This is a genomic window from Ideonella sp. (genome assembly GCF_035254525.1).
Classification (GTDB): Bacteria; Pseudomonadota; Gammaproteobacteria; order Burkholderiales; family Burkholderiaceae_C; genus Ideonella.
In genome coordinates, this window is sequence record NZ_DATFAN010000150.1 from 62,724 (window position 1) to 80,702 (window position 17,979).

A 17,979-nucleotide genomic window follows, 5' to 3' on the forward strand; every position below is an offset into this window, starting at 1 on the left:
AACTCCTTGCTCAAGCTCATCCCGCCCTGCCGCTGGCCAGCAGCCACACGCCCGTCAGCACCAGCGCCGTGCCGGCGACCAGCAGCGGCGTGAACGGCTCGCCGAGGAACACGACGCCCATCGTGATCGTGCTCATCGGGCCGACCATGCCGGCCTGCGAGGCGAGCGTCGGGCCGATGCGCTCGATGGCCATCATCACCATCCACACCGGCGCCACGGTGCACGCCGTGGCATTGAGCAGCGACAGCCACAGCACCGGCTCGGCCACGCGCGCTGCCGACAGCGGGTTGAAGGCGAGGAAGTGGGCGATGCAGAACAGGCAGGCGATGCTGCCGGCCCAGCCGGCCAGCCGCATCGACCCCAGCCGCTTCACCCACTGGCCGCTCATCACGAGGTAGACCGCATAACTCAGCGCACTGCCGAAGACCAGGGCAGCGCCGAGAGCGGCCCCCTCGCCCTGCACGTTCAGCTCCTGCCCGAAAACGAGCACCACGCCGGCGTAGCTGACGCCGAGCGCGAGCGCCTGCCGCCAGTTCACCTTCTTGCCGAGGAACAGCACGGACAGGCCGAGCACGATGGTCGGGTTGAGATACAGGATCAGCCGCTCCAGGCTCGCGCTGATCAGCGCCAGGCCCATGAAATCGAGCAGGCTCGCGAGGTAGTAGCCCGAGAAGCCCAGGCCCAGCAGGGCCAGCAGCTCGCGCCGCGTCAACGCCGCCTGGCCGCGCCCGGCCCACCACGCCATCACCACGAACAGCGGCAGCGCGAACAGCATGCGGTACATGATCAGCGTGACCGGATCCACGCCGTGGCGGTAGGCCAGCTTCACGATGATGGCCTTGCCCGAAAAGGCGATCGAGCCGGCCAGCGCGAGCAGCAGCCCGGGCCAGCGCGGCGGGTGCACGGACGCGCCGAAGCTGCGCGATGGCATGGTCGCGCCGGTCATGCGGTTAGTCGATTCTGCGACGGCGATGCGCGCGGCCGGGGGCCGGCAGGCGGCGGGGAACCGTCGGCGCAGCCAAGGGCGCGGACGCATGAGCCCGAGCGGGTACCGGCTCCCAGCCCGCGCCAACCGCCGAATGTCATGCACCGGCAACACAGATCAAAACCCCACCGCCGCCCCATCCCGCCGCGGGTCGCTGGCAGCGACATAGCCTTCGACCGAAGGTTCGCCCTGGCGCCAGATGAACTGCCCCGCACCGAAATCCTGGTAGCTGTCGTTGATCTGCTCGATCTCATGGCCCAGCGCCTGCAGCCCGGCCACGGTGTCGTGGCGCATCGAGGTTTCGGCGTTGATCTGCAAGCCCTGGTTGAAGCGCCAGCGCGGCGCATCGCAGGCGGTCTGGGGGTTCTGGTGGTAATCGAGCATGCGCACCAGCGTCTGCAGGTGGCCTTGGGGCTGCATGTTGCCGCCCATCACGCCGAAGCTCATCTGCGGCTCGCCGTCGCGCATCAGGAAGGCCGGGATGATGGTGTGGAACGGGCGCTTGCGCGGCGCGACGATGTTGGGGTGGTGCTCGTCCAGCGTGAAGCAATGGCCGCGGTTCTGCAGGCTGATGCCGTACTCGGGCACCACGACACCCGAGCCGAAGCCCATGTAGTTGCTCTGGATGAAGCTGACCATCATGCCGCGCTCGTCGGCCGCGGTGAGGTAGATCGTGCCGCCCTTGACCGGGTTGCCCGGCGCAAAGGGCCGCGCGCGCTTCGGGTCGACCAGCCGCGCGCGCTCGGCGAGGTAGGTGTCGTCCAGCAGGTCCTGCGGCCGCAGCGACATGCTGGCCGGGTCGCTGACGTAGCGGTAGACATCGGCGAAGGCCAGCTTCATCGCCTCGATCTGCAGATGCTGGCTTTCGATGCCGTCCGGGTCCAGCCCACCGATGTCGAAATGGCGCAGGATGCCCAGCGCGATCAGGGCCGCGATGCCCTGCCCGTTCGGCGGGATCTCGTGCAGGCGGTAGCCGTGGCGGTAATCGATCTCGATCGTGTCGACCCACTCCGGCCGGTAGGCCGCGAGGTCGGCCTCGGCCATCGCGCCGCCCTGGGCGGCCGCCTGGCGGGCGATCGCGGCGGCGATCTCGCCGCGGTAGAAGGCCTCACCCTGGGTCTCACCGATCAGGCGCAGCGCACACGCCGCGGCCGGCATGCGAAACAGCTCGCCCACCTCGGGCGCGCGGCTGCGCGGCAGGAAGGTCTCGGCAAAGCCCGGCTGCGTCACCAGTTCGTGCACGCGCGCCGCCAGCGCCCACTTCTGCTGCACGATCACCGGCACCGCGTAGCCGCGCTCGGCGACCTCGATCGCCGGTGCCATCAGGTCGGCGAAGGGCAGCTTGCCGTAGCGCTGCGACAGCGCGACCCAGGCCGACACGGCGCCGGGCACGGTCACCGCATCCCAGCCGCGTGCCGGCGGGGCCTTGCCGTCGGGGCCGTGGCGGCCGCGGAAGTAGCTCGGCGTCCAGGCCTGGGGGGCGTGGCCCGAGGCGTTCAGGCCCTGCAGGCGCTGGCCGTCCCAGACGATCGCGAAGGCGTCCGAGCCCAGGCCGTTGCTGCACGGCTCGACCAGCGTCATCACCGCGGCAGTGGCCACCGCGGCGTCGACCGCGTTGCCGCCCGCGGCGAGCATGCGCAAGCCAGCCTGCGCGGCCAGCGGGTGCGACGTGGCGACGACGTTGCGTGCAAAGACCGGCGTGCGCTGGCTCGCGTAGCCGTTGGCCCAATGAAAATCGTGTCTCATCGTGGTGGCTTTCGGGTGGGTGGGACAGTCTGCCACCGATGGGCATTCCCAGGCTTCGCAGTCAGTCGATCGAGCGTTCGGCGACGTAGCGCTTGACCTTCGGCGGCGCTTCGCCGAGGTGGAAGGCCAGGCGCTGTTCGCGCAGGCCGATGTCGGCGGCGGTGAAACGCTCGTGGCGGCGCTGGTGCTCGACCCAGTTCTCGTCGACGAAGTATTCGACATAGCGGCCCGGCACCGAGGTGTCGCGCAGCAGCGCCCAGGTCAGCGCGCCCTGGCGCAGGCGCGCACGGCGGGTGACCTGCATCACGCGGGCGAAGTCGTCGGCGCGCGCCGGGTCGATGTGGTATTCGACCGTCACCATCACCGGGCCGTCGTCGGGGGCGACCTCGATCGCCACCTCGGGCAGGTTGGCCGGCGACGCGGGCGTCAGGTCTTCGTCGCCACCGCCCTCGACCGACACCCGGCGCGTCGCCAGCAGCGCCAGCGGGCCGAACACGGCCGCGGCGATCACCGCCGTGCGCACGTTGCTCAGGCCCGCCACCTGGCCCCACAGCAGCGAGCCCGCGGCCGACCCGCCCATCAACGCCATCTGGTAAATCGACATGCCGCGGGCGCGCACCCAGTTCGGCAGCGCGAGCTGGGCCGAGATCGTCAGCGAGTTGGCGGTCGAGATCCAGGCCATGCCGGCCACCACCATCGCCGGCAGGGCCATCCAGACCTGGGGCGAGAAGACCACGATCAGCGACATCACGGCATGCACCAGCGTGCCGTAACGGACGAACTGGTCGCGGTTGAAGCGCGCCCGCCAGCGCGGGAACAGCAGGGCCGCGGTCACCGCGCCGCCGCCCAGGCAGGCCAGCAGCACGGTGAAACTGCCCGGCCCGCCGCCGTGCAGGCTCTTGGCGACCAGCGGCAGCAACGCCATCAGCGCGGTGGATTGCAGGAAGAACAGGAAGATGCGCAGCAGCACCGCCCTCATGCGCGGCGACTGCATCACGTGTTGCCAGCCCACGCGCATCGCGCCGACGAAGCGCTCGCCGGGCAGCGCGCTTTCCTTGTGCTTTGATTTCCAGCGCAGGATCAGCACGAAGGCGCCGAAGGCCAGCGCCGCGTTGAGCACGAAGACCCAGGCGCTCGAGGTGGCTGCGAGGATGGCGCCGGCGACCACCGGCCCGACGATGCGCGACAGGTTCATCGCCACGCCGTTCAGGGCCAGCGCCTGCGGCATGTGGTGGCGCGGCACGATGTCGGGCACGATGGCCGCGAACACCGGCCAGCGCATCGCCAGCCCGATGCCGTTGGTGAATGTCAGCGCAATCAGCAGCGGCGCGGTCAGCGCATCGGCCAGCGACAGCACCGCCAGCACCACCGCGTTCAGCGCGACCCACAGCTGCGTGCCGGCGAAGTAGCGCCGGCGGTCGAGGATGTCGGCCAGCGCCCCGCTGGGCAGGCCGAGCAGGAAGACCGGTAGCGTCGACGCCGTCTGCACCATCGCCACCAGCACCGGGCTGGTCGTCAACGTGGTCATCAGCCAGGCGGCCGCCACGTCGTTCATCCACATCGTGATGTTGGCGGCCAGCCAGGCCAGCCACAGCATGCGGAACACCGGTGTCGCGAACGGCGCGAGCGCCGAGGTCGAATGCGCGGGGTCGGCAGCAGTGGTGGCGGATTCGGTCGTCACGTGCCTAGTGTCGCGTCATGGGCAGCGGAATGGAAAGGCCCGCGGAAGCGGGCCGTCCTATCCAGGGCGTGCGCGGATCTGGCTTCGCCAGTCCGCTGCGCGAGCCCCCTCGGGGGGGCAGCGAGCGCCAGCGAGCGTGGGGGCACCTACTCTTCCTGGAACGCCTCCTCGCGCTTGTTCTTGATCGACGGCAGCATCACCACCACGATCATCGCCGCGGCGGCGGCCAGCAGGCCGGCCGACAGCGGACGCTGCACGAAAGTGAACCAGTCGCCGCGCGACAGCAGCAGCGCGCGGCGCAGGTTCTCCTCCATCATCGGCCCGAGGATGAAGCCCAGCAGCAGCGGGGCCGGCTCGCAGCCGAGCTTGAAGAACAGGTAGCCGATGAAGCCGAACCCGGCCGCCATGTAGACGTCGAAGTTGTTGTTGTTCAGCGTGTACAGGCCGATGCAGCAGAAGGTCAGGATGGCCGGGAACAGGTGGCGGTAAGGCACCGTCAGCAGCTTGATCCAGATGCCGATCAGCGGCAGGTTCAGGATCACCAGCATCAGGTTGCCGATCCACATCGACGCGATCAGGCCCCAGAACAGCTCGGGGTTGCTCGTCATCACCTGCGGGCCGGGCTGGATGCCCTTGATCGTCATCGCGCCGACCATCAGCGCCATCACCGCATTGGGCGGGATGCCCAGCGTCAGCATCGGGATGAAGCTGGTCTGCGCGCCGGCGTTGTTGGCCGATTCGGGGCCGGCCACGCCGCGGATGTTGCCCTTGCCGAAGACCTCTTCGCCCGGGCGGCCCTTCATCTTCTTCTCGACCGTGTAGGCCGCGAACGAGGCCAGCAGCGCGCCGCCGCCCGGCAGCACGCCGAGGATGGAGCCCAGCGTCGTGCCGCGCAGCACGGCGGGGAAGGCGTCCTTGAAATCCTGCCGGGTCGGCCACAGGCCGCTGACGCTCTTGGTGAAGACCTCGCGGTGCTCGGCCGGGCGGCCCAGGTTGGCGATGATCTCGCCGAAACCGAACACGCCCATGGCGATGGTGACGAAGTTGATGCCGTCGGTCAGCTCGGCGATGTCGAAGCTGTAGCGCGGCACGCCGGAGATCACGTCGGTGTTGATCTGCCCCAGCAGCAGGCCGAGCAGGATCATCGCGATCGCCTTGACCAGCGAGCCCGAGGCCAGCACCACCGCGCCGATCAGGCCGAGCGTCATCAGCGAGAAGTACTCGGCCGGGCCGAACTTGAAGGCCAGCTCGGTCAGCGGCGGCGCGAAGGCGGCGATGATGACCGTGCCGACGCAGCCGGCGAAGAACGAGCCCAGGCCGGCCGCTGCCAGCGCGGCACCGGCGCGGCCGCGGCGGGCCATCTGGTAGCCGTCGATCGCGGTGACGACCGAGCTCGATTCGCCCGGCACGTTGATCAGGATCGCGGTGGTCGAGCCGCCGTACTGCGCGCCGTAGTAGATGCCGGCCAGCATGATCAGCGCCGGCGTCGCGTCCAGCGAGTAGATCGACGGCAGCAGCATCGCGATCGTCGCCACCGGGCCGAGGCCCGGCAGCACGCCGATCAGGGTGCCGAGCACGGCGCCACCGAAGGCATACAGCAGGTTGGTGAGCGTGAACGCGGTCTGGAAACCGAGCCCGAGGTTGGAAATCAGGTCCATCTTGATCTACCTCGATCTCAGCCGCCAAGGAAGGCCGGCCACATGGGGATGGTCAGCTTGAGGCCGACCACGAAGACCGCCCAGGACAGCACGGTCAGCACGATCGAGTTGATGATCGAGCCGAGCCAGGTGTGCTCGTCGCTGGCGTAGGCCGAAACGAGCACGAGGACCGGCAGCGAGATCACCATGCCCAGCCGCGGCAGCATCGCGCCGAACAGCAGCACGGCCGCGAGGATCACCAACAGGGGCTTCCACGCGAAGGCGCCGACCGGCTCGCCATCCTCGGTCTCGATGGTCAGGGCTTCGAACAGGATCATGCCGCCGAGCAGGGCCAGCAGGATGCCGAGACCGAAGGGGAAGTAGGCCGGGCCCGGTCGGGCCGAGCTGCCGAAGCTGTAGTTCAGGGCGCCGATGGCAAAGCTGCCGCCGACGATGACGAACATCAGCCCGGACCAGAAGTCCTTCTGGCTCTTGATCTTCACGGAGTTGTCTCCTCGCTCGACAAAGGGGGTTGCCGACGATTCTAGGAAGACCCCCTGGCCGCGCTGCTGTGGAATACACGTAAGCGCAAGCCGAAGGCGAGCCGCCGGCAAGTGTGTCGAGGAGGAGGGGCAACGGGATGCCCGCGCCTGAAAAGAAAGCGGTGCTGACGGCGTTGCAGCGCCGTCAGCACCGAAAGATCAACCAACCAAGCTTTGCGATTGCGAAGCCCGATGCTGGTTGTGGAGGGATCTATCGATTCGTATTCCCTGAGCAGATACCTTGGTCGCTTCGAGCGTATTCGGGTCTTCAGCCCCCGCTATAGGGAAAGCCGCAAAGGCCAAACAGTTCGAACAGAATCTCGAGCATCACGATCTCCTCGGGTGGGGTTCCAACAAGCGTCCTTGCAATGGAATGGATTTCAGCAAAGAAGCGCCCTTTGCGAACCTACAAACCCTTGTAGGCCCCCCCGCCAGGGCTGGCGATTACCCGCTAGGGCTGGATCAGGCCGAGCGAAATGGCCTTCAGGACGGCCACGTGCTTAGACGAGGTGTCGAGCTTGCGAAACACGTTTCGCAGGTGGAAGTTGACCGTGTTCTCGCTCATGCCCAGGATCTGCCCGGTCGCCCAGGCGGATTTGCCTTCCATCGTGCGCAGCAGCACCTCGCGCTCGCGCGGCGTCAGGCTCGGCAGCGCCCCCGTGGCGGCCGGGGGCACCAGCAGCCGCTGGGCCGCATCCTGGCAGTGCACGGCCAGCAGCTGCAGGTCGGCGAGCAGCCGGGTGACCTTCTGGTCACTGCGCGGCAGCGGCCGCTCCCGATCCAGCCCGAGCAGGAACTGGCGGTTTCCCGGCAGGCGCAGGGCGACCGAGATTCCCGTGCGATAGCCGTAGGGCGCCGCCCGCTCCCACAGCTCGGGCGTCCCGGCCTGGGTATAGAACTTCTGGTCGTACATGAATGGCAGGCCGGCGGTGCGCAGTTTGGTCAACACCGGGTCCTGCTTGGACAATTCCGGGTCCGCGCCCAACGCCGCAAAGTCTTCGGGCCGGTTGCCGATGTAGAGGAAATCGGGCTCCCGCTCGGCGTGCTCGATCACCAGCACCGAGGAAACCAGGCCGAAGTCCATCGCATGGGCGAAGTCGATCAACCGACGGCGGAAGGTCGCCTTGTCGGCCGACTGGCTGACTTCGAAGTAGTTTTGCAGTCGCAAGGGGCGCCTCCCGAATGCCGGCCCGATGGATCCACGGCGCACTACCAAGGTTGACGGCTTGAACGGCGCGCGGAATGGGCCCGAGACTACACCCGATTTCTCATGCAGGGGTGCAGGACATGCGGCAAGAGTCGACGATGGTGATCGCCACCTGGCGGCCGGTCACCCGAACCGTGCGGGACTGGATGCACGACGCCCGACGCTTCAGGCGCATTGCGACCACGCACGGCACGGCCCGCCACGACACCGGCGTGCGTTCGGGCCGGGCGCTGTGGGGCATCTGGACGAGCGACTGCCCGATGGGGATCTGCTGGGAGTGGGCCGAGCTGCGGCCCGGCATCGTGACACTGGCCAACCCGCTGCACGTGCTCTCCAACGTCGCGCTGCTGTCGGACGGTGGTGACCGGCTCGACGGCGCACGCATGCTGCTGGAGCTGAACAACACCGTGCACGCGATGAACTGGCAGCGCGAGGTCTGCGCCGAGTTGCTTCGGTCGGATGCGACCGCCGTCGCATAGGGCTGTGCCGGCCGCCTGGATCAGCCCGGCGCCTCGCCCTCCCAGCGGGGCGTGCAGCGCAGCACTTCCTCCAGCGTCGTGAGCCCCTGGGCGACCTTCGCGAGGCCGGCCACCCGCAGCGGCTGCATGCCCTCGGTCACGGCCTGGCGGCGCAGCTTGGCGGGGTCCAGGTGCGGGTGGATGGCCGCGCGTGCCGGCTCGCTCATCATCATCAGCTCGTACAGCGCCGCGCGGCCGCGGTAGCCGGTGCCCCGGCAGGCCGGGCAGCCGACCGCCTTGTGCGGGCGGATCGTGCCGGCCAGGCGCCACGGCGCGGCGAGCGCCTGCAGCGCCTCGACGGTGATAGCCGGATCCGGTTGCTTGCAGCTCGGGCACAGCGTGCGCGTGAGCCGCTGGGCGAGCACGCCGATCACCGTGGCGGTGATCAGGTAGGGTGGCACGCCCAGGTCGATCAGCCGGGTGATCGAGGCCGGTGCGTCGTTGGTGTGCACGGTCGAGAACACCAGGTGGCCGGTCAGCGAGGCCTGGATCGCCATCTCGGCGGTCTCGAGGTCACGGATCTCGCCGACCATGATGATGTCCGGGTCCTGCCGCATCAGCGCGCGCAGCCCGTCGGCGAAGCCCAGGTCCAGCGCCGGCTGCACCTGGGTCTGGTTGAAGGCCGGCTCGACCATCTCGATCGGGTCTTCGACGGTGCAGACGTTGACCTCCTCGGTGGCGAGCTTCTTCAGCGTCGAGTACAGCGTCGTCGTCTTGCCCGAGCCGGTCGGGCCGGTGACGAGGATGATGCCGTGCGGGTGCTCGATCAGCTCGTTCCAGCGCCGGGCCTCGTCGGGCGCGAAGCCGAGCGACTCGAAGGGCTTGTCGACCGTGCCGGGGTCGAAGATGCGCATCACGACCTTCTCGCCGAAGGCGGTGGGCAGCGTGGACAGACGCATCTCCACCTCCCCGCCGCCGCCGGGCACGTTGTCGGGCCGGCGCGTCTTGATGCGGCCGTCCTGCGGGCGGCGGCGCTCGACCACGTCCATGCGGCCGAGCAGCTTGATGCGTGCGGTCATCGCGCTCATCACCGGCGCGGGCACCTGGTGCACCAGGTGCAGCACGCCGTCGATGCGGAAGCGGATCACGCCGGTGTCGCGCCGGGGCTCGAGGTGGATGTCGCTCGCGCGCTGCTCGAAGGCGTATTGCCAGAGCCAGTCGACGATCTGCACCACGCCGGAATCGTTGGCGTCGAGGGCGTTGTCCTTGACCTTGCCCATGTCGACCAGCTGCTCGAAGCTGACGCTCGCGCCGGCCAGCTCGCCGGTCTTCTTGGCGGTACGCACGTTGGCGGCCAGCGCGTAGAACTCGGCCGTGAAGCGCGCCACGTCGTCGGGCGTGGCGAGCACCAGCTTGATCGCGCGGCGGGTGTGGGCCTCGATGTCGGGCAGCCAGGCCACGTCGAAGGGCTCGCAGGTGGCCACCGTGATCTCGCTCGTGCCCACGTGCAGCGGCAGCGCGCGCCGCGTTTCGGCATAGGCCAGCGACATCACGTCGGCTACCTTGCTGGCGTCGACGCGCAGCGGGTCGATGCGCTGGAACGGCAGGCCGAAACGGCCGGCCAGCCAGCGTGTGAGGGCCTCGGTGTCGAGCGCGCTGGCGTCGCGCGCGTCCTTCAGCCCGGCCCCGCCCAGGCGCAGCAGGGGGTGCAGGCTGGAGCCGGCCTGGCCGAAGCGCCGGGCCAGCGTATCGGCCTCCTGCGGCGCGAGCAGCCCGTCGTCGCGCAGCCACTTGAGCAGTTGCCGCATGTCGAGCCTTCCCTTGGGCGGCACCGCGTGGCGGGGGGACGTGCCAGCAGGGGAATCGGTCGACGCGGTCATGGGGGCTCTTCAGTCGGCGGGAGGAGACAAGGGCCTGACCATGCGCAGCCACTTGCGTGCCGGCAGGCCGTAGCGTTCTTCGATGTTAGCGGCGCGGGCCGTCAGTTCTTCGCGGTCCGGCACCTTTACGTTGCGCGCGGCGACGATCACCGTGTTGCCTTCACGGGTCGGCCGCAGGCTCCAGACCTGGCGCCGGCCGAAGGCGGCGGCGATGTGCTCGGTGCTCTTGGTGAAGCTGGCGTCGCGGCCGAACAGGTTCACCGTCATCACGCCGCCGTGGGCGTCCAGCACGTCGCGGCAGGCGGCATAGAAATCCTCATCGTCCAGCACCGGGGCCGCGGCCTCGTGGTCATACAGGTCGACGTTGAGCACCTGGGCGATGCCGGCGTGCGCGGGGTCGGCCACCCAGCGGCCGGCGTCGCCCTCGATCACGGTCAGCCGCGAATCGTCCGGCGGCAGCCGGAACCACAGCCGGTTCGCGCCGATCACGGTCGGGTTGATCTCGACCACCGTGGTCTTCATGCGCAGCACCTTGTGACAGAAGCGCGTAATCGCACCGGCGCCCAGGCCGAGCTGCACAGCATGCCCTTCGACCACCTCGGCCATGGGGCGCCACAGCATCCAGGCCATCATGCGCTGGATGTACTCCAGCTCCAGCGCCTGCGGCCTGGCCAGCCGCATTGCGCCCTGCACCCAGGGCGAATCGAGATGAAGGTAGCGGACGCCGTCGTGCTCAGACATCGTCGCGCCGGCAAGTTCCTGGGTTCGGGTGGCCATCGGCGGCGATTGTAGAAAGGGCCCCGCGCGGGGCCCCTTCGAGGTCGTGCTCAGGCCGCCTTCGCCTGAACCGGTGCGCGCCAGCGCGCCATCAGCTCGGCCCACTTCGCACGCGCGGCCTGCAGGTGGCGCGCCTTGACGTGCCCGTAGCCGCGGATGTCTTCGGGCAGCTTGGCGATCTCGACCGCCAGGGCCAGCTTGTCGGCGCTCAAGGAGGCCAGCAGCTCGTCGATCGCCGCGCGGTACTCGCCGATCAGCGCGCGCTCGGTGCGGCGCTCCTCGGTGCGGCCGAAGGGGTCGAGCGCGGTGCCGCGCAGGCCCTTCAGCTTCGCGAGCAGCCCGAAAGCCGTGCGCATCCAGGGGCCGAAGGGTTTCTTCACCAGCTCGCCCTGCTCGTTCTTCTTCGCGAACAGCGGCGGCGCCAGGTGGTGCACCAGCTTGAAGTCGCCCTCGAACTGCGCGTTCAGCTTGGCCAGGAAGGCCGGGTCGGTGTGCAGCCGGGCAACCTCGTACTCGTCCTTGTAGGCCATCAGCTTGAACAGGTAGCGCGCGACCGCCTCGGCCAGGCGGGTCGAGGGGCCGAGCTTGCCCTCGGCGGCTCGTACCTTCTCGACGAAGGCCCGGTAGTCGGCGGCGTAAGCGGCGTCCTGGTAGCCGGTCAGGAACTCGACGCGCTTGGCGATGGTCTCGTCCAGCGACGGCCGCTTGACGAACTGGATCACGGCCGCGGCCTTGAACAGCGCCTTCACCGAGGCCAGGTCGTGCGCGCAGCGCCGGCCCCATTCGAAGGCAGCCTTGTTGTTCTCGATCTGCACGCCGTTCAGCTCCATCGCGCGCATCAGCGACTCGCGCGTCAGCGGGATGCGGCCGTGCTGCCAGGCGAAGCCCAGCATCAGCGGGTTGGTGTAGATCGAATCGCCCAGCAACTGCACCGCGGCCTCCTCGGCATCGAAGGCAGCGAAGCGGCTCGGGCCCACGGCCGCGGCGATCGCCTGCTCGCACTGCGCTGCCGGGAAGGTCCACTCGGTGTCGGAGACGAAGCTGGCGGTCGGCGTGGCATGGCTGTTCAGCGCGACGAAGCTGCGCTCGGGGTGCATCGCGCCGAGCGTGGTCTTGCTCGCGGCGACGATCGCGTCGCAGCCGATGACGAGGTCGGCCTTCGCGGTGTCGACCTTGGTCGTGTGGATGGCCTCGGGCGTCTCGGCGATCTGCACGTGGCTCCAGGTCGCGCCGCCCTTCTGCGCGAGGCCGGCCGCGTCCTGCGTGACGATACCCTTGCCCTCGATGTGCGCGGCCATGCCGAGCAGCTGGCCGATCGTGATGACCCCCGTGCCGCCGACGCCGGCCACGACGATGCCCCAGGCCGATTCGCAGCGCGGCAGCGCGGGCTCGGGAATCTCCGGCAGTTGGCCCAGGCTCGGCCCGCTGCCCTTCTTCGGCTTCTTCAGCCTGCCGCCCTCGACGGTGACGAAGCTCGGGCAGAAGCCCTTGACGCAGGAGAAATCCTTGTTGCAGGAGTTCTGGTTGATCTGGCGCTTGCGGCCGAACTCGGTTTCCAGCGGCTCGACCGAGACGCAGTTGCTCTGCACCGAGCAGTCGCCGCAGCCCTCGCAGACCAGCTCGTTGATGACCACGCGCTTCTCGACCTCGGCCATCGTGCCGCGCTTGCGGCGCCGGCGCTTCTCGGTCGCGCAGGTCTGGTCGTAGATGATCGCGGTGGTGCCCTTGATCTCGCGGAACTCGCGCTGGATGCGATCGAGCTCGTCGCGGTGGTGCACGGTGACGCCAGGGGCCAGCACCGCGCCGTCGTACTTGGCCGGCTCATCGGTCACGATCACCAGCTTCGCGGCACCTTCGCTGACCAGGCTGTTCATGATCTGCAGCACCGAGTGGCCCTCGGGCCGCTCGCCGACACGCTGGCCGCCGGTCATCGCGACCGCATCGTTGTAGAGCACCTTGTAGGTGATGTTCACGCCCGCGGCGATCGACTGGCGGATCGCCAGGATGCCGCTGTGGAAGTAGGTGCCGTCGCCCAGGTTCGAGAAGATGTGCTGCTCGTTGGTGAACGGCGCCTGGCCGACCCAGGGCACGCCCTCGCCGCCCATCTGCGTGAAGGTCTCGGTGTGGCGACCCGGCATCCAGTTGACCATGTAGTGGCAGCCGATGCCGGCCACCGCCCGCGAGCCCTCGGGCACGCGGGTGCTGGTGTTGTGCGGGCAGCCCGAGCAGAACCAGGGCGTGCGGTCGCCGGTCTTCACCTCGAGTGCCGCCAGCGCCCGCTCCTTCGCGTCGATCACGGCGATGCGCTCGTCCATGCGCGCCGCGATGTCGGCCGGCACGCCGAGCTTCTTCAGCCGCTTGGCGATGGCCTTGGCAATGATGGCCGGCGTCAGGTCGGCCTTGGCACGCAGCAGCCAGCTCTCGCTCGGGTTCGGCACCGACCATTCGCCGCCGGACGAATCGCCCTCCTGCTCGTCGAACTTGCCCAGCACGTTGGGCCGCACGTCCGGCCGCCAGCCGTAGAGCTGCTCCTTGATCTGGTACTCGATGACCTGGCGCTTCTCCTCGACGACGAGGATCTCCTGCAGCCCGGTCGCGAAATCACGCGTGATCGTCGCCTCCAGCGGCCACACCACGTTGACCTTGTGCAGGCGCAGGCCGATCGCGCGGCAGGTCGCGTCGTCCAGGCCCAGGTCGGCCAGCGCCTGGCGCGTGTCGTTGAAGGCCTTGCCGCTGGCGGCGATGCCGAAGCGGTCGTGCGCCGTGGCGATGACGTTGTAGTTCAGGCGGTTCGCGCGCACGTAGGCCAGCGCGGCGTACCACTTGTAATCCATCATCCGCGCCTCCTGCTCCAGCGGCGGGTCGGGCCAGCGGATGTGCAGGCCGCCCGGCGGCATCTGGAAGTCTTCCGGCACGACGATGTTGACGCGGTCGGGGTCGACGCTGACGCTGGCGGCCGACTCCACCACTTCCTGGATCGTCTTCATGCCGCTCCACAGGCCCGAGAAGCGGCTCATCGCAAAGGCATGCAGGCCCATGTCGAGGATGTCCTGCACGCTGCTCGGGAAGAAGGTCGGGAAGCCGCAGGCCTTGAAGACGTGGTCGCTCTGGTGCGGCGCGGTCGAGCTCTTGGCCACGTGGTCGTCGGCGGCGATCGCGATCACGCCGCCGTGCCGGCTCGTGCCGGCCATGTTGGCGTGCTTGAAGACATCGATCGAGCGGTCGACCCCCGGGCCCTTGCCGTACCAGATGCCGAAGACGCCGTCGTACTTCGCCTTTTCCTTGAACAGGTCGAGCTGCTGCGTGCCCCACACGGCCGTGGCGCCCAGCTCCTCGTTGACGCCCGGCTGGAAGACGATGTGGTTGGCGGCCAGGTGCTTCTTGGCGCTCCACAGCGCCTGGTCGTAGCCGCCCAGCGGAGAGCCGCGGTAGCCACTGACGAACCCGGCCGTGTTCAGGCCGGCGCGGGCATCGCGCGTGCGCTGCAGCATCGGCAGCCGCACCAGCGCCTGCACCCCGCTCATGAAGGCCCGACCGGTGGGCAGCGCGTACTTGTCGTCGAGCGAGACCGATTCCAGCGCGCGGCGGATCGATTCGGGCAGCGGGGCATTCATGGCGGGCGGTGCTCCTGGGGGGCCGAGACGGCGTTCTGGGCGACATGCCAGCGCGCCCACGGGCTTGTGGCCCGGCGCACTCGCAAAGGGGGTGGGTGAGTGCGCAAAGTGTAGGAGCAAGCGCGCGACAGGTGCTTTCTTTCGATTGCCTTGGCATGGAGCTTTGAGAAACAATCTTGCGTCATGAAGCCAAGAAGGGAACCAGCATTGCCGAAGCCAGCCAAATCGGGGAAAACCAGTAGGCCCGAGCCGGCCACCGCCACGGCCGCCGTGCCTGCCGCCGGCGTGGCGCTGGATCGCTACGACGTCGCGATCCTCGATGCGCTGCAACGCGATGCCCGCCAGTCCAACGCCGACCTGGCCGCCGCGATCGGGCTGTCGGCCGCGCCCACCTGGCGCCGCGTGCGCCGGCTGGAGGAACTGGGCGTGATCACCGGCTACCGCGTCGACATCGACCGACGCAAGATCGGCCTGGGCGTGCTGGCCTTCGTACGCATCGACGCCGACCGCGACAACGCCGAGGCAACGCGGGCGCTGGAAGATGCGATCCGCCAGCTGCCCGAAGTGATCGCCTGCCACTACATCAGCGGCGCCGGGACCTTCGAGCTGCAGGTGCTGGTGACGGACCTGGACGCCTACTCCCGCTGGACGATGGACACGCTGTTCAGGCTGCCCAACGTGAAGGACCTGCACACCAGCTTTTCGCTCGGCGAGATCAAGGCCGGCGCAGCGCTGCCGCTGGGCCACCTGCGGCCCGCCGGCGCGTGAGACCCCTGCGCCACCCCAAGGCGCCTGAGTTAGGCTCACGCCCATGGACCTGACCCCCGCCCGCCGCGAGCTCACCACCGGCCGCCTGTGGCTTCAGGCCGGCCACGAGGGGTTGGCCATCGCGGTGGCGGATTTCTATCGGCGCAACCGCCGGCATTTCGCGCCCTGGGATCCGCCGACGCCCGAGAGCTTCTACACGCCGGCCACGCAGGCCGAGCGCATTCGCCTGGGGCTCAAGGCCTTTGCCGAGGGCGCGGCGTTTCGCTACTGGATCATGCTGGCGGCCGAGCCCGACCGGGTCATCGGCTCGATCCACTTCAGCCAGATCGCGCGGGGTGCCTTCCACAGCTGCGTGCTCGGCTACGCGCTCGACCAGCACTGCCAGGGCCAGGGCTACATGCATGAGGCGCTGTCGACCGCGATCGACGAGATGTTCTCGACGCGCGTGAACCTGCACCGCATCCAGGCGGCCTACCGGCCCGAGAACAAGCGCAGCGGCGCGGTGCTGGCGCGGCTGGGCTTTCGCCACGAGGGGCTGGCGCGCGATTACCTCTTCATCGACGGCGCCTGGCGCGACCACCACCTGACCGCGCTGACCAACCCCTTGTTCGCCGAGCCGGCCGACTGGTAGGCCGCCGCCCTCAGTGCACGGCGTGCTGGCCGTGCCCGCCGTGCGCGGCGTGGTCGCGCGCGATGTGGTGCCCGGTCGCGGCGCCGGCCAGTCGCGCGAGCGTCTCGGCGGCGTGCCGCGTGCGGGCGACGATGCTGCCCGCCTCGACCTGGGCCGCGTCGTAGACGATCTCGCCGTTGAAGACCGTCTGCATCACGCCGATCTGCATCAGCTCGGCGGCCGGCGTCTCGATGGGGTCGTGGTCCAGGACCACCAGGTCGGCCAGCTTGCCGACCTCGATCGAGCCCACCTTCGCCTCCAGCCTCAGCGCGCGGGCCGCGTTGATCGTGTAGGCTGCGATCATGTCGGCCACCGGCACCGCCTCTTCGGCGTGCAGCGCCTGGCCGTGGTACGGCGAACCGGCGAACGGGTTGGTGCGCGTGGCGGCGATCTGCGTGGCCGCCAGGGGCGTGTTCGGCATCGGGTCGCCCGGCGCCGCATCCACCGGCCAGTCGCTGCCGCCCACCAGCGTCGCGCCCGCGGCCTTCAGGCTGCCGGCCGGGTACATGTAGCGGTGCGTCTCGGGCAGGAGGTAGGGCTGCACCGCGTCGATCGAGTACTCGTCCGGCTGGGCCCAGAACAGCTGCATGTTCGCGACGACGCCGAGCGCCTTGAAGCGCGCGAAGTCGGCCGGGTCGACGATCTGCAGGTGCGCGATCTGGTGCCGGTTGTCGCTCGTGCCGTTGGCCTGCTTCGCGACCCCGAGCGCGTCGAGCACCGCGTGCGTCGTGAAATCGCCGATCGAGTGGGTGTGGATCGTGAAGCCCTCCTTGTCGAGCCGCGCGACGTAGCGGTTCAGCACCGCCTGGTCGAAGTAGCGGCCCCCGTAGTTCGCGGTCGCCTGGCCGTTCGCATCGAGGTAGGGCCTGGTCATCGCCGCGGTCTGCGTCGGGTACTCGATCACGCCGTCGGAGAAGATCTTCACCGCGTCGGCCTGGATCAGCGGGTGCGCGGCGTACTTCGCGCGCAGGCCCAGCAGGCGCTGGTACTCGGCCTCGTCGTCGACGATGTCCGACATCAGCGCAGCACGCACGCGCATCTTCAGCGTGCCGGCCGCTGCCAAGGCGTCGTAGACCTCGAGCGTTGATTCGCCGGCCCAGGCATCCTGCACCGCGGTGATGCCCTTGGAGCGCACCAGGTCCAGCGCCTGCTGCGCCAGCGCGACACGCTGCTCCAGCGTCAGCGGCGGGATGATCGAGTCGACCAGACCTTGCGCCGCGTCCTTCAGGAAGCCGGTCGGGTTGCCATTCGCATCCCGCTCGATCTGGCCGCCCGGTGGGTCGGCGGTGGCCGACGTGATGCCGGCCAGCGCCAGCGCCCTCGTGTTGACCCACTCGGTGTGGCCGTCGATGCCGTGCAGGGCCACCGGCCGCGTCGCGCTGATGCGGTCGAGATCGGTGGCGGTGGCGACGAAGTTGGTCGGGTTGACGTTGACGATCTCGATCCACTTGCCCTCGGGCACAGGCTGCGGCTCGTTCGGCAGGCAATCGGACAGCGCATAGGCGACGATGTCGTCCACCGTCAGCGGCACGCCGTCGACGCTGCACTGCGCGAGGCGCTCGGCGCCCATCACCGGGTGGATGTGGCTGTCGATGAAGCCGGGCAGCACGGTGCGGCCGCCCAGCTCGACCACCCGCGTGTCGTGCCCGATGTAGTCGGCCACCTCGGCATCGCTGCCGACCGCGACGATGCGGGCACCGCGCACGGCCACCGCAGTCGCCGTGCGGCCGGAGGCGTCCATCGTGCGAACCTGGCCGCCGCGCAGCACCAGCGTGGCCGCTTCGGGCCGATTCAGGTCCCAGTCCAGGCAACCGGCCAGCACGGCCGCGGCAGCGGCCGCCGCGACGAGCCAGCCGGCCCGGGCTGGGGCAAGGCAATGGCGAAAGCGAAGGCAAAAGCGAAAGCGCACGGTGCTCGTCTCCTGGCGCCGCAAGGGCGCTCGTCGTGGTGGTGGCCGACTCTGGCCGGCCACCCGAACCGCGACAACCCTGCAGATGCACGGTCAGCCGCCGGG

13 protein-coding genes are annotated in these 17,979 nt (G+C 69.3%); 3 read left to right on the forward strand and 10 right to left on the reverse strand.

Annotated features, from left to right (window positions below; translation table 11 throughout):
- Window positions 1-16 precede the first annotated feature (16 nt).
- The 6 genes from VJ693_RS15280 to VJ693_RS15305 all read right to left on the reverse strand — a co-directional run bounded on the left by VJ693_RS15280 (window position 17) and on the right by VJ693_RS15305 (window position 7,759).
- Window positions 17-946: a DMT family transporter gene (locus VJ693_RS15280; protein WP_414652293.1), complete on the reverse strand. Its 930-nt coding sequence runs from the start codon at window positions 944-946 to the stop codon at window positions 17-19.
- 156 nt (window positions 947-1,102) lie between these two features.
- Window positions 1,103-2,731, reverse strand: coding sequence for a gamma-glutamyltransferase family protein (locus VJ693_RS15285; RefSeq protein WP_324155452.1), 1,629 nt, complete (start codon window positions 2,729-2,731; stop codon window positions 1,103-1,105).
- Window positions 2,732-2,792: 61 nt separating this feature from the next.
- A complete protein-coding gene (locus tag VJ693_RS15290; RefSeq protein ID WP_324155454.1) occupies window positions 2,793-4,412 on the reverse strand; it encodes an MFS transporter in 1,620 nt (539 codons plus the stop codon).
- A 146-nt stretch (window positions 4,413-4,558) separates the two neighbouring features.
- Window positions 4,559-6,070, reverse strand: a complete 1,512-nt coding sequence (locus VJ693_RS15295; protein ID WP_324155455.1) for a tripartite tricarboxylate transporter permease — start codon at window positions 6,068-6,070, stop codon at window positions 4,559-4,561.
- 17 nt (window positions 6,071-6,087) lie between these two features.
- A complete protein-coding gene (locus tag VJ693_RS15300; RefSeq protein ID WP_324155456.1) occupies window positions 6,088-6,552 on the reverse strand; it encodes a tripartite tricarboxylate transporter TctB family protein in 465 nt (154 codons plus the stop codon).
- A 490-nt stretch (window positions 6,553-7,042) separates the two neighbouring features.
- Window positions 7,043-7,759 carry a helix-turn-helix transcriptional regulator gene (locus VJ693_RS15305; RefSeq protein ID WP_324155457.1) on the reverse strand — a complete coding sequence of 239 codons (717 nt, stop codon included), beginning with the start codon at window positions 7,757-7,759 and terminating at the stop codon, window positions 7,043-7,045.
- Between the two features lie 137 nt (window positions 7,760-7,896).
- Between VJ693_RS15305 and VJ693_RS15310 the strand changes: the two genes are divergently transcribed.
- Window positions 7,897-8,277, forward strand: coding sequence for a hypothetical protein (locus VJ693_RS15310; protein ID WP_324155458.1), 381 nt, complete (start codon window positions 7,897-7,899; stop codon window positions 8,275-8,277).
- A gap of 20 nt (window positions 8,278-8,297) precedes the next feature.
- Here the strand turns inward: VJ693_RS15310 and VJ693_RS15315 are convergent, their stop codons facing one another.
- The 3 genes from VJ693_RS15315 to VJ693_RS15325 are packed head-to-tail and all read right to left on the reverse strand — an operon-like array spanning window position 8,298 to window position 14,527.
- Window positions 8,298-10,136 carry a GspE/PulE family protein gene (locus tag VJ693_RS15315; RefSeq protein WP_324155460.1) on the reverse strand — a complete coding sequence of 613 codons (1,839 nt, stop codon included), beginning with the start codon at window positions 10,134-10,136 and terminating at the stop codon, window positions 8,298-8,300.
- 9 nt (window positions 10,137-10,145) lie between these two features.
- Window positions 10,146-10,913 carry a spermidine synthase gene (locus VJ693_RS15320; RefSeq protein WP_324155461.1) on the reverse strand — a complete coding sequence of 256 codons (768 nt, stop codon included), beginning with the start codon at window positions 10,911-10,913 and terminating at the stop codon, window positions 10,146-10,148.
- Between the two features lie 50 nt (window positions 10,914-10,963).
- A complete protein-coding gene (locus tag VJ693_RS15325; protein WP_324155462.1) occupies window positions 10,964-14,527 on the reverse strand; it encodes an indolepyruvate ferredoxin oxidoreductase family protein in 3,564 nt (1,187 codons plus the stop codon).
- Between the two features lie 183 nt (window positions 14,528-14,710).
- Between VJ693_RS15325 and VJ693_RS15330 the strand changes: the two genes are divergently transcribed.
- Both VJ693_RS15330 and VJ693_RS15335 read left to right on the forward strand, forming a co-directional pair.
- Window positions 14,711-15,295, forward strand: a complete 585-nt coding sequence (locus tag VJ693_RS15330; RefSeq protein WP_414652295.1) for an Lrp/AsnC family transcriptional regulator — start codon at window positions 14,711-14,713, stop codon at window positions 15,293-15,295.
- A 43-nt stretch (window positions 15,296-15,338) separates the two neighbouring features.
- The gene (locus VJ693_RS15335) at window positions 15,339-15,926 is read left to right on the forward strand and encodes a GNAT family N-acetyltransferase (RefSeq protein ID WP_324155465.1); all 588 of its coding nucleotides are present in this window, start codon (window positions 15,339-15,341) and stop codon (window positions 15,924-15,926) included.
- 10 nt (window positions 15,927-15,936) lie between these two features.
- On the opposite strand, the gene VJ693_RS15340 is transcribed toward VJ693_RS15335, so the two are convergent.
- Window positions 15,937-17,874 (reverse strand): amidohydrolase, encoded by a 1,938-nt coding sequence (locus tag VJ693_RS15340; RefSeq protein ID WP_324155466.1) that lies wholly within the window; start codon window positions 17,872-17,874, stop codon window positions 15,937-15,939.
- Window positions 17,875-17,979 lie beyond the last annotated feature (105 nt).

What these genes read in the sequence shown, in the direction of transcription:
- VJ693_RS15325 (WP_324155462.1), bottom strand. Translation starts at nt 14,527, where the DNA reads ATGAATGCCCCGCTGCCCGAATCGATCCGCCGCGCGCTGGAATCGGTC.
- VJ693_RS15280 (WP_414652293.1), bottom strand. Translation starts at nt 946, where the DNA reads ATGACCGGCGCGACCATGCCATCGCGCAGCTTCGGCGCGTCCGTGCAC.
- VJ693_RS15285 (WP_324155452.1), bottom strand. Translation starts at nt 2,731, where the DNA reads ATGAGACACGATTTTCATTGGGCCAACGGCTACGCGAGCCAGCGCACG.
- VJ693_RS15310 (WP_324155458.1), top strand. Translation starts at nt 7,897, where the DNA reads ATGGTGATCGCCACCTGGCGGCCGGTCACCCGAACCGTGCGGGACTGG.
- VJ693_RS15335 (WP_324155465.1), top strand. Translation starts at nt 15,339, where the DNA reads ATGGACCTGACCCCCGCCCGCCGCGAGCTCACCACCGGCCGCCTGTGG.
- VJ693_RS15330 (WP_414652295.1), top strand. Translation starts at nt 14,711, where the DNA reads ATGAAGCCAAGAAGGGAACCAGCATTGCCGAAGCCAGCCAAATCGGGG.
- VJ693_RS15295 (WP_324155455.1), bottom strand. Translation starts at nt 6,070, where the DNA reads ATGGACCTGATTTCCAACCTCGGGCTCGGTTTCCAGACCGCGTTCACG.
- VJ693_RS15320 (WP_324155461.1), bottom strand. Translation starts at nt 10,913, where the DNA reads ATGGCCACCCGAACCCAGGAACTTGCCGGCGCGACGATGTCTGAGCAC.
- VJ693_RS15315 (WP_324155460.1), bottom strand. Translation starts at nt 10,136, where the DNA reads ATGACCGCGTCGACCGATTCCCCTGCTGGCACGTCCCCCCGCCACGCG.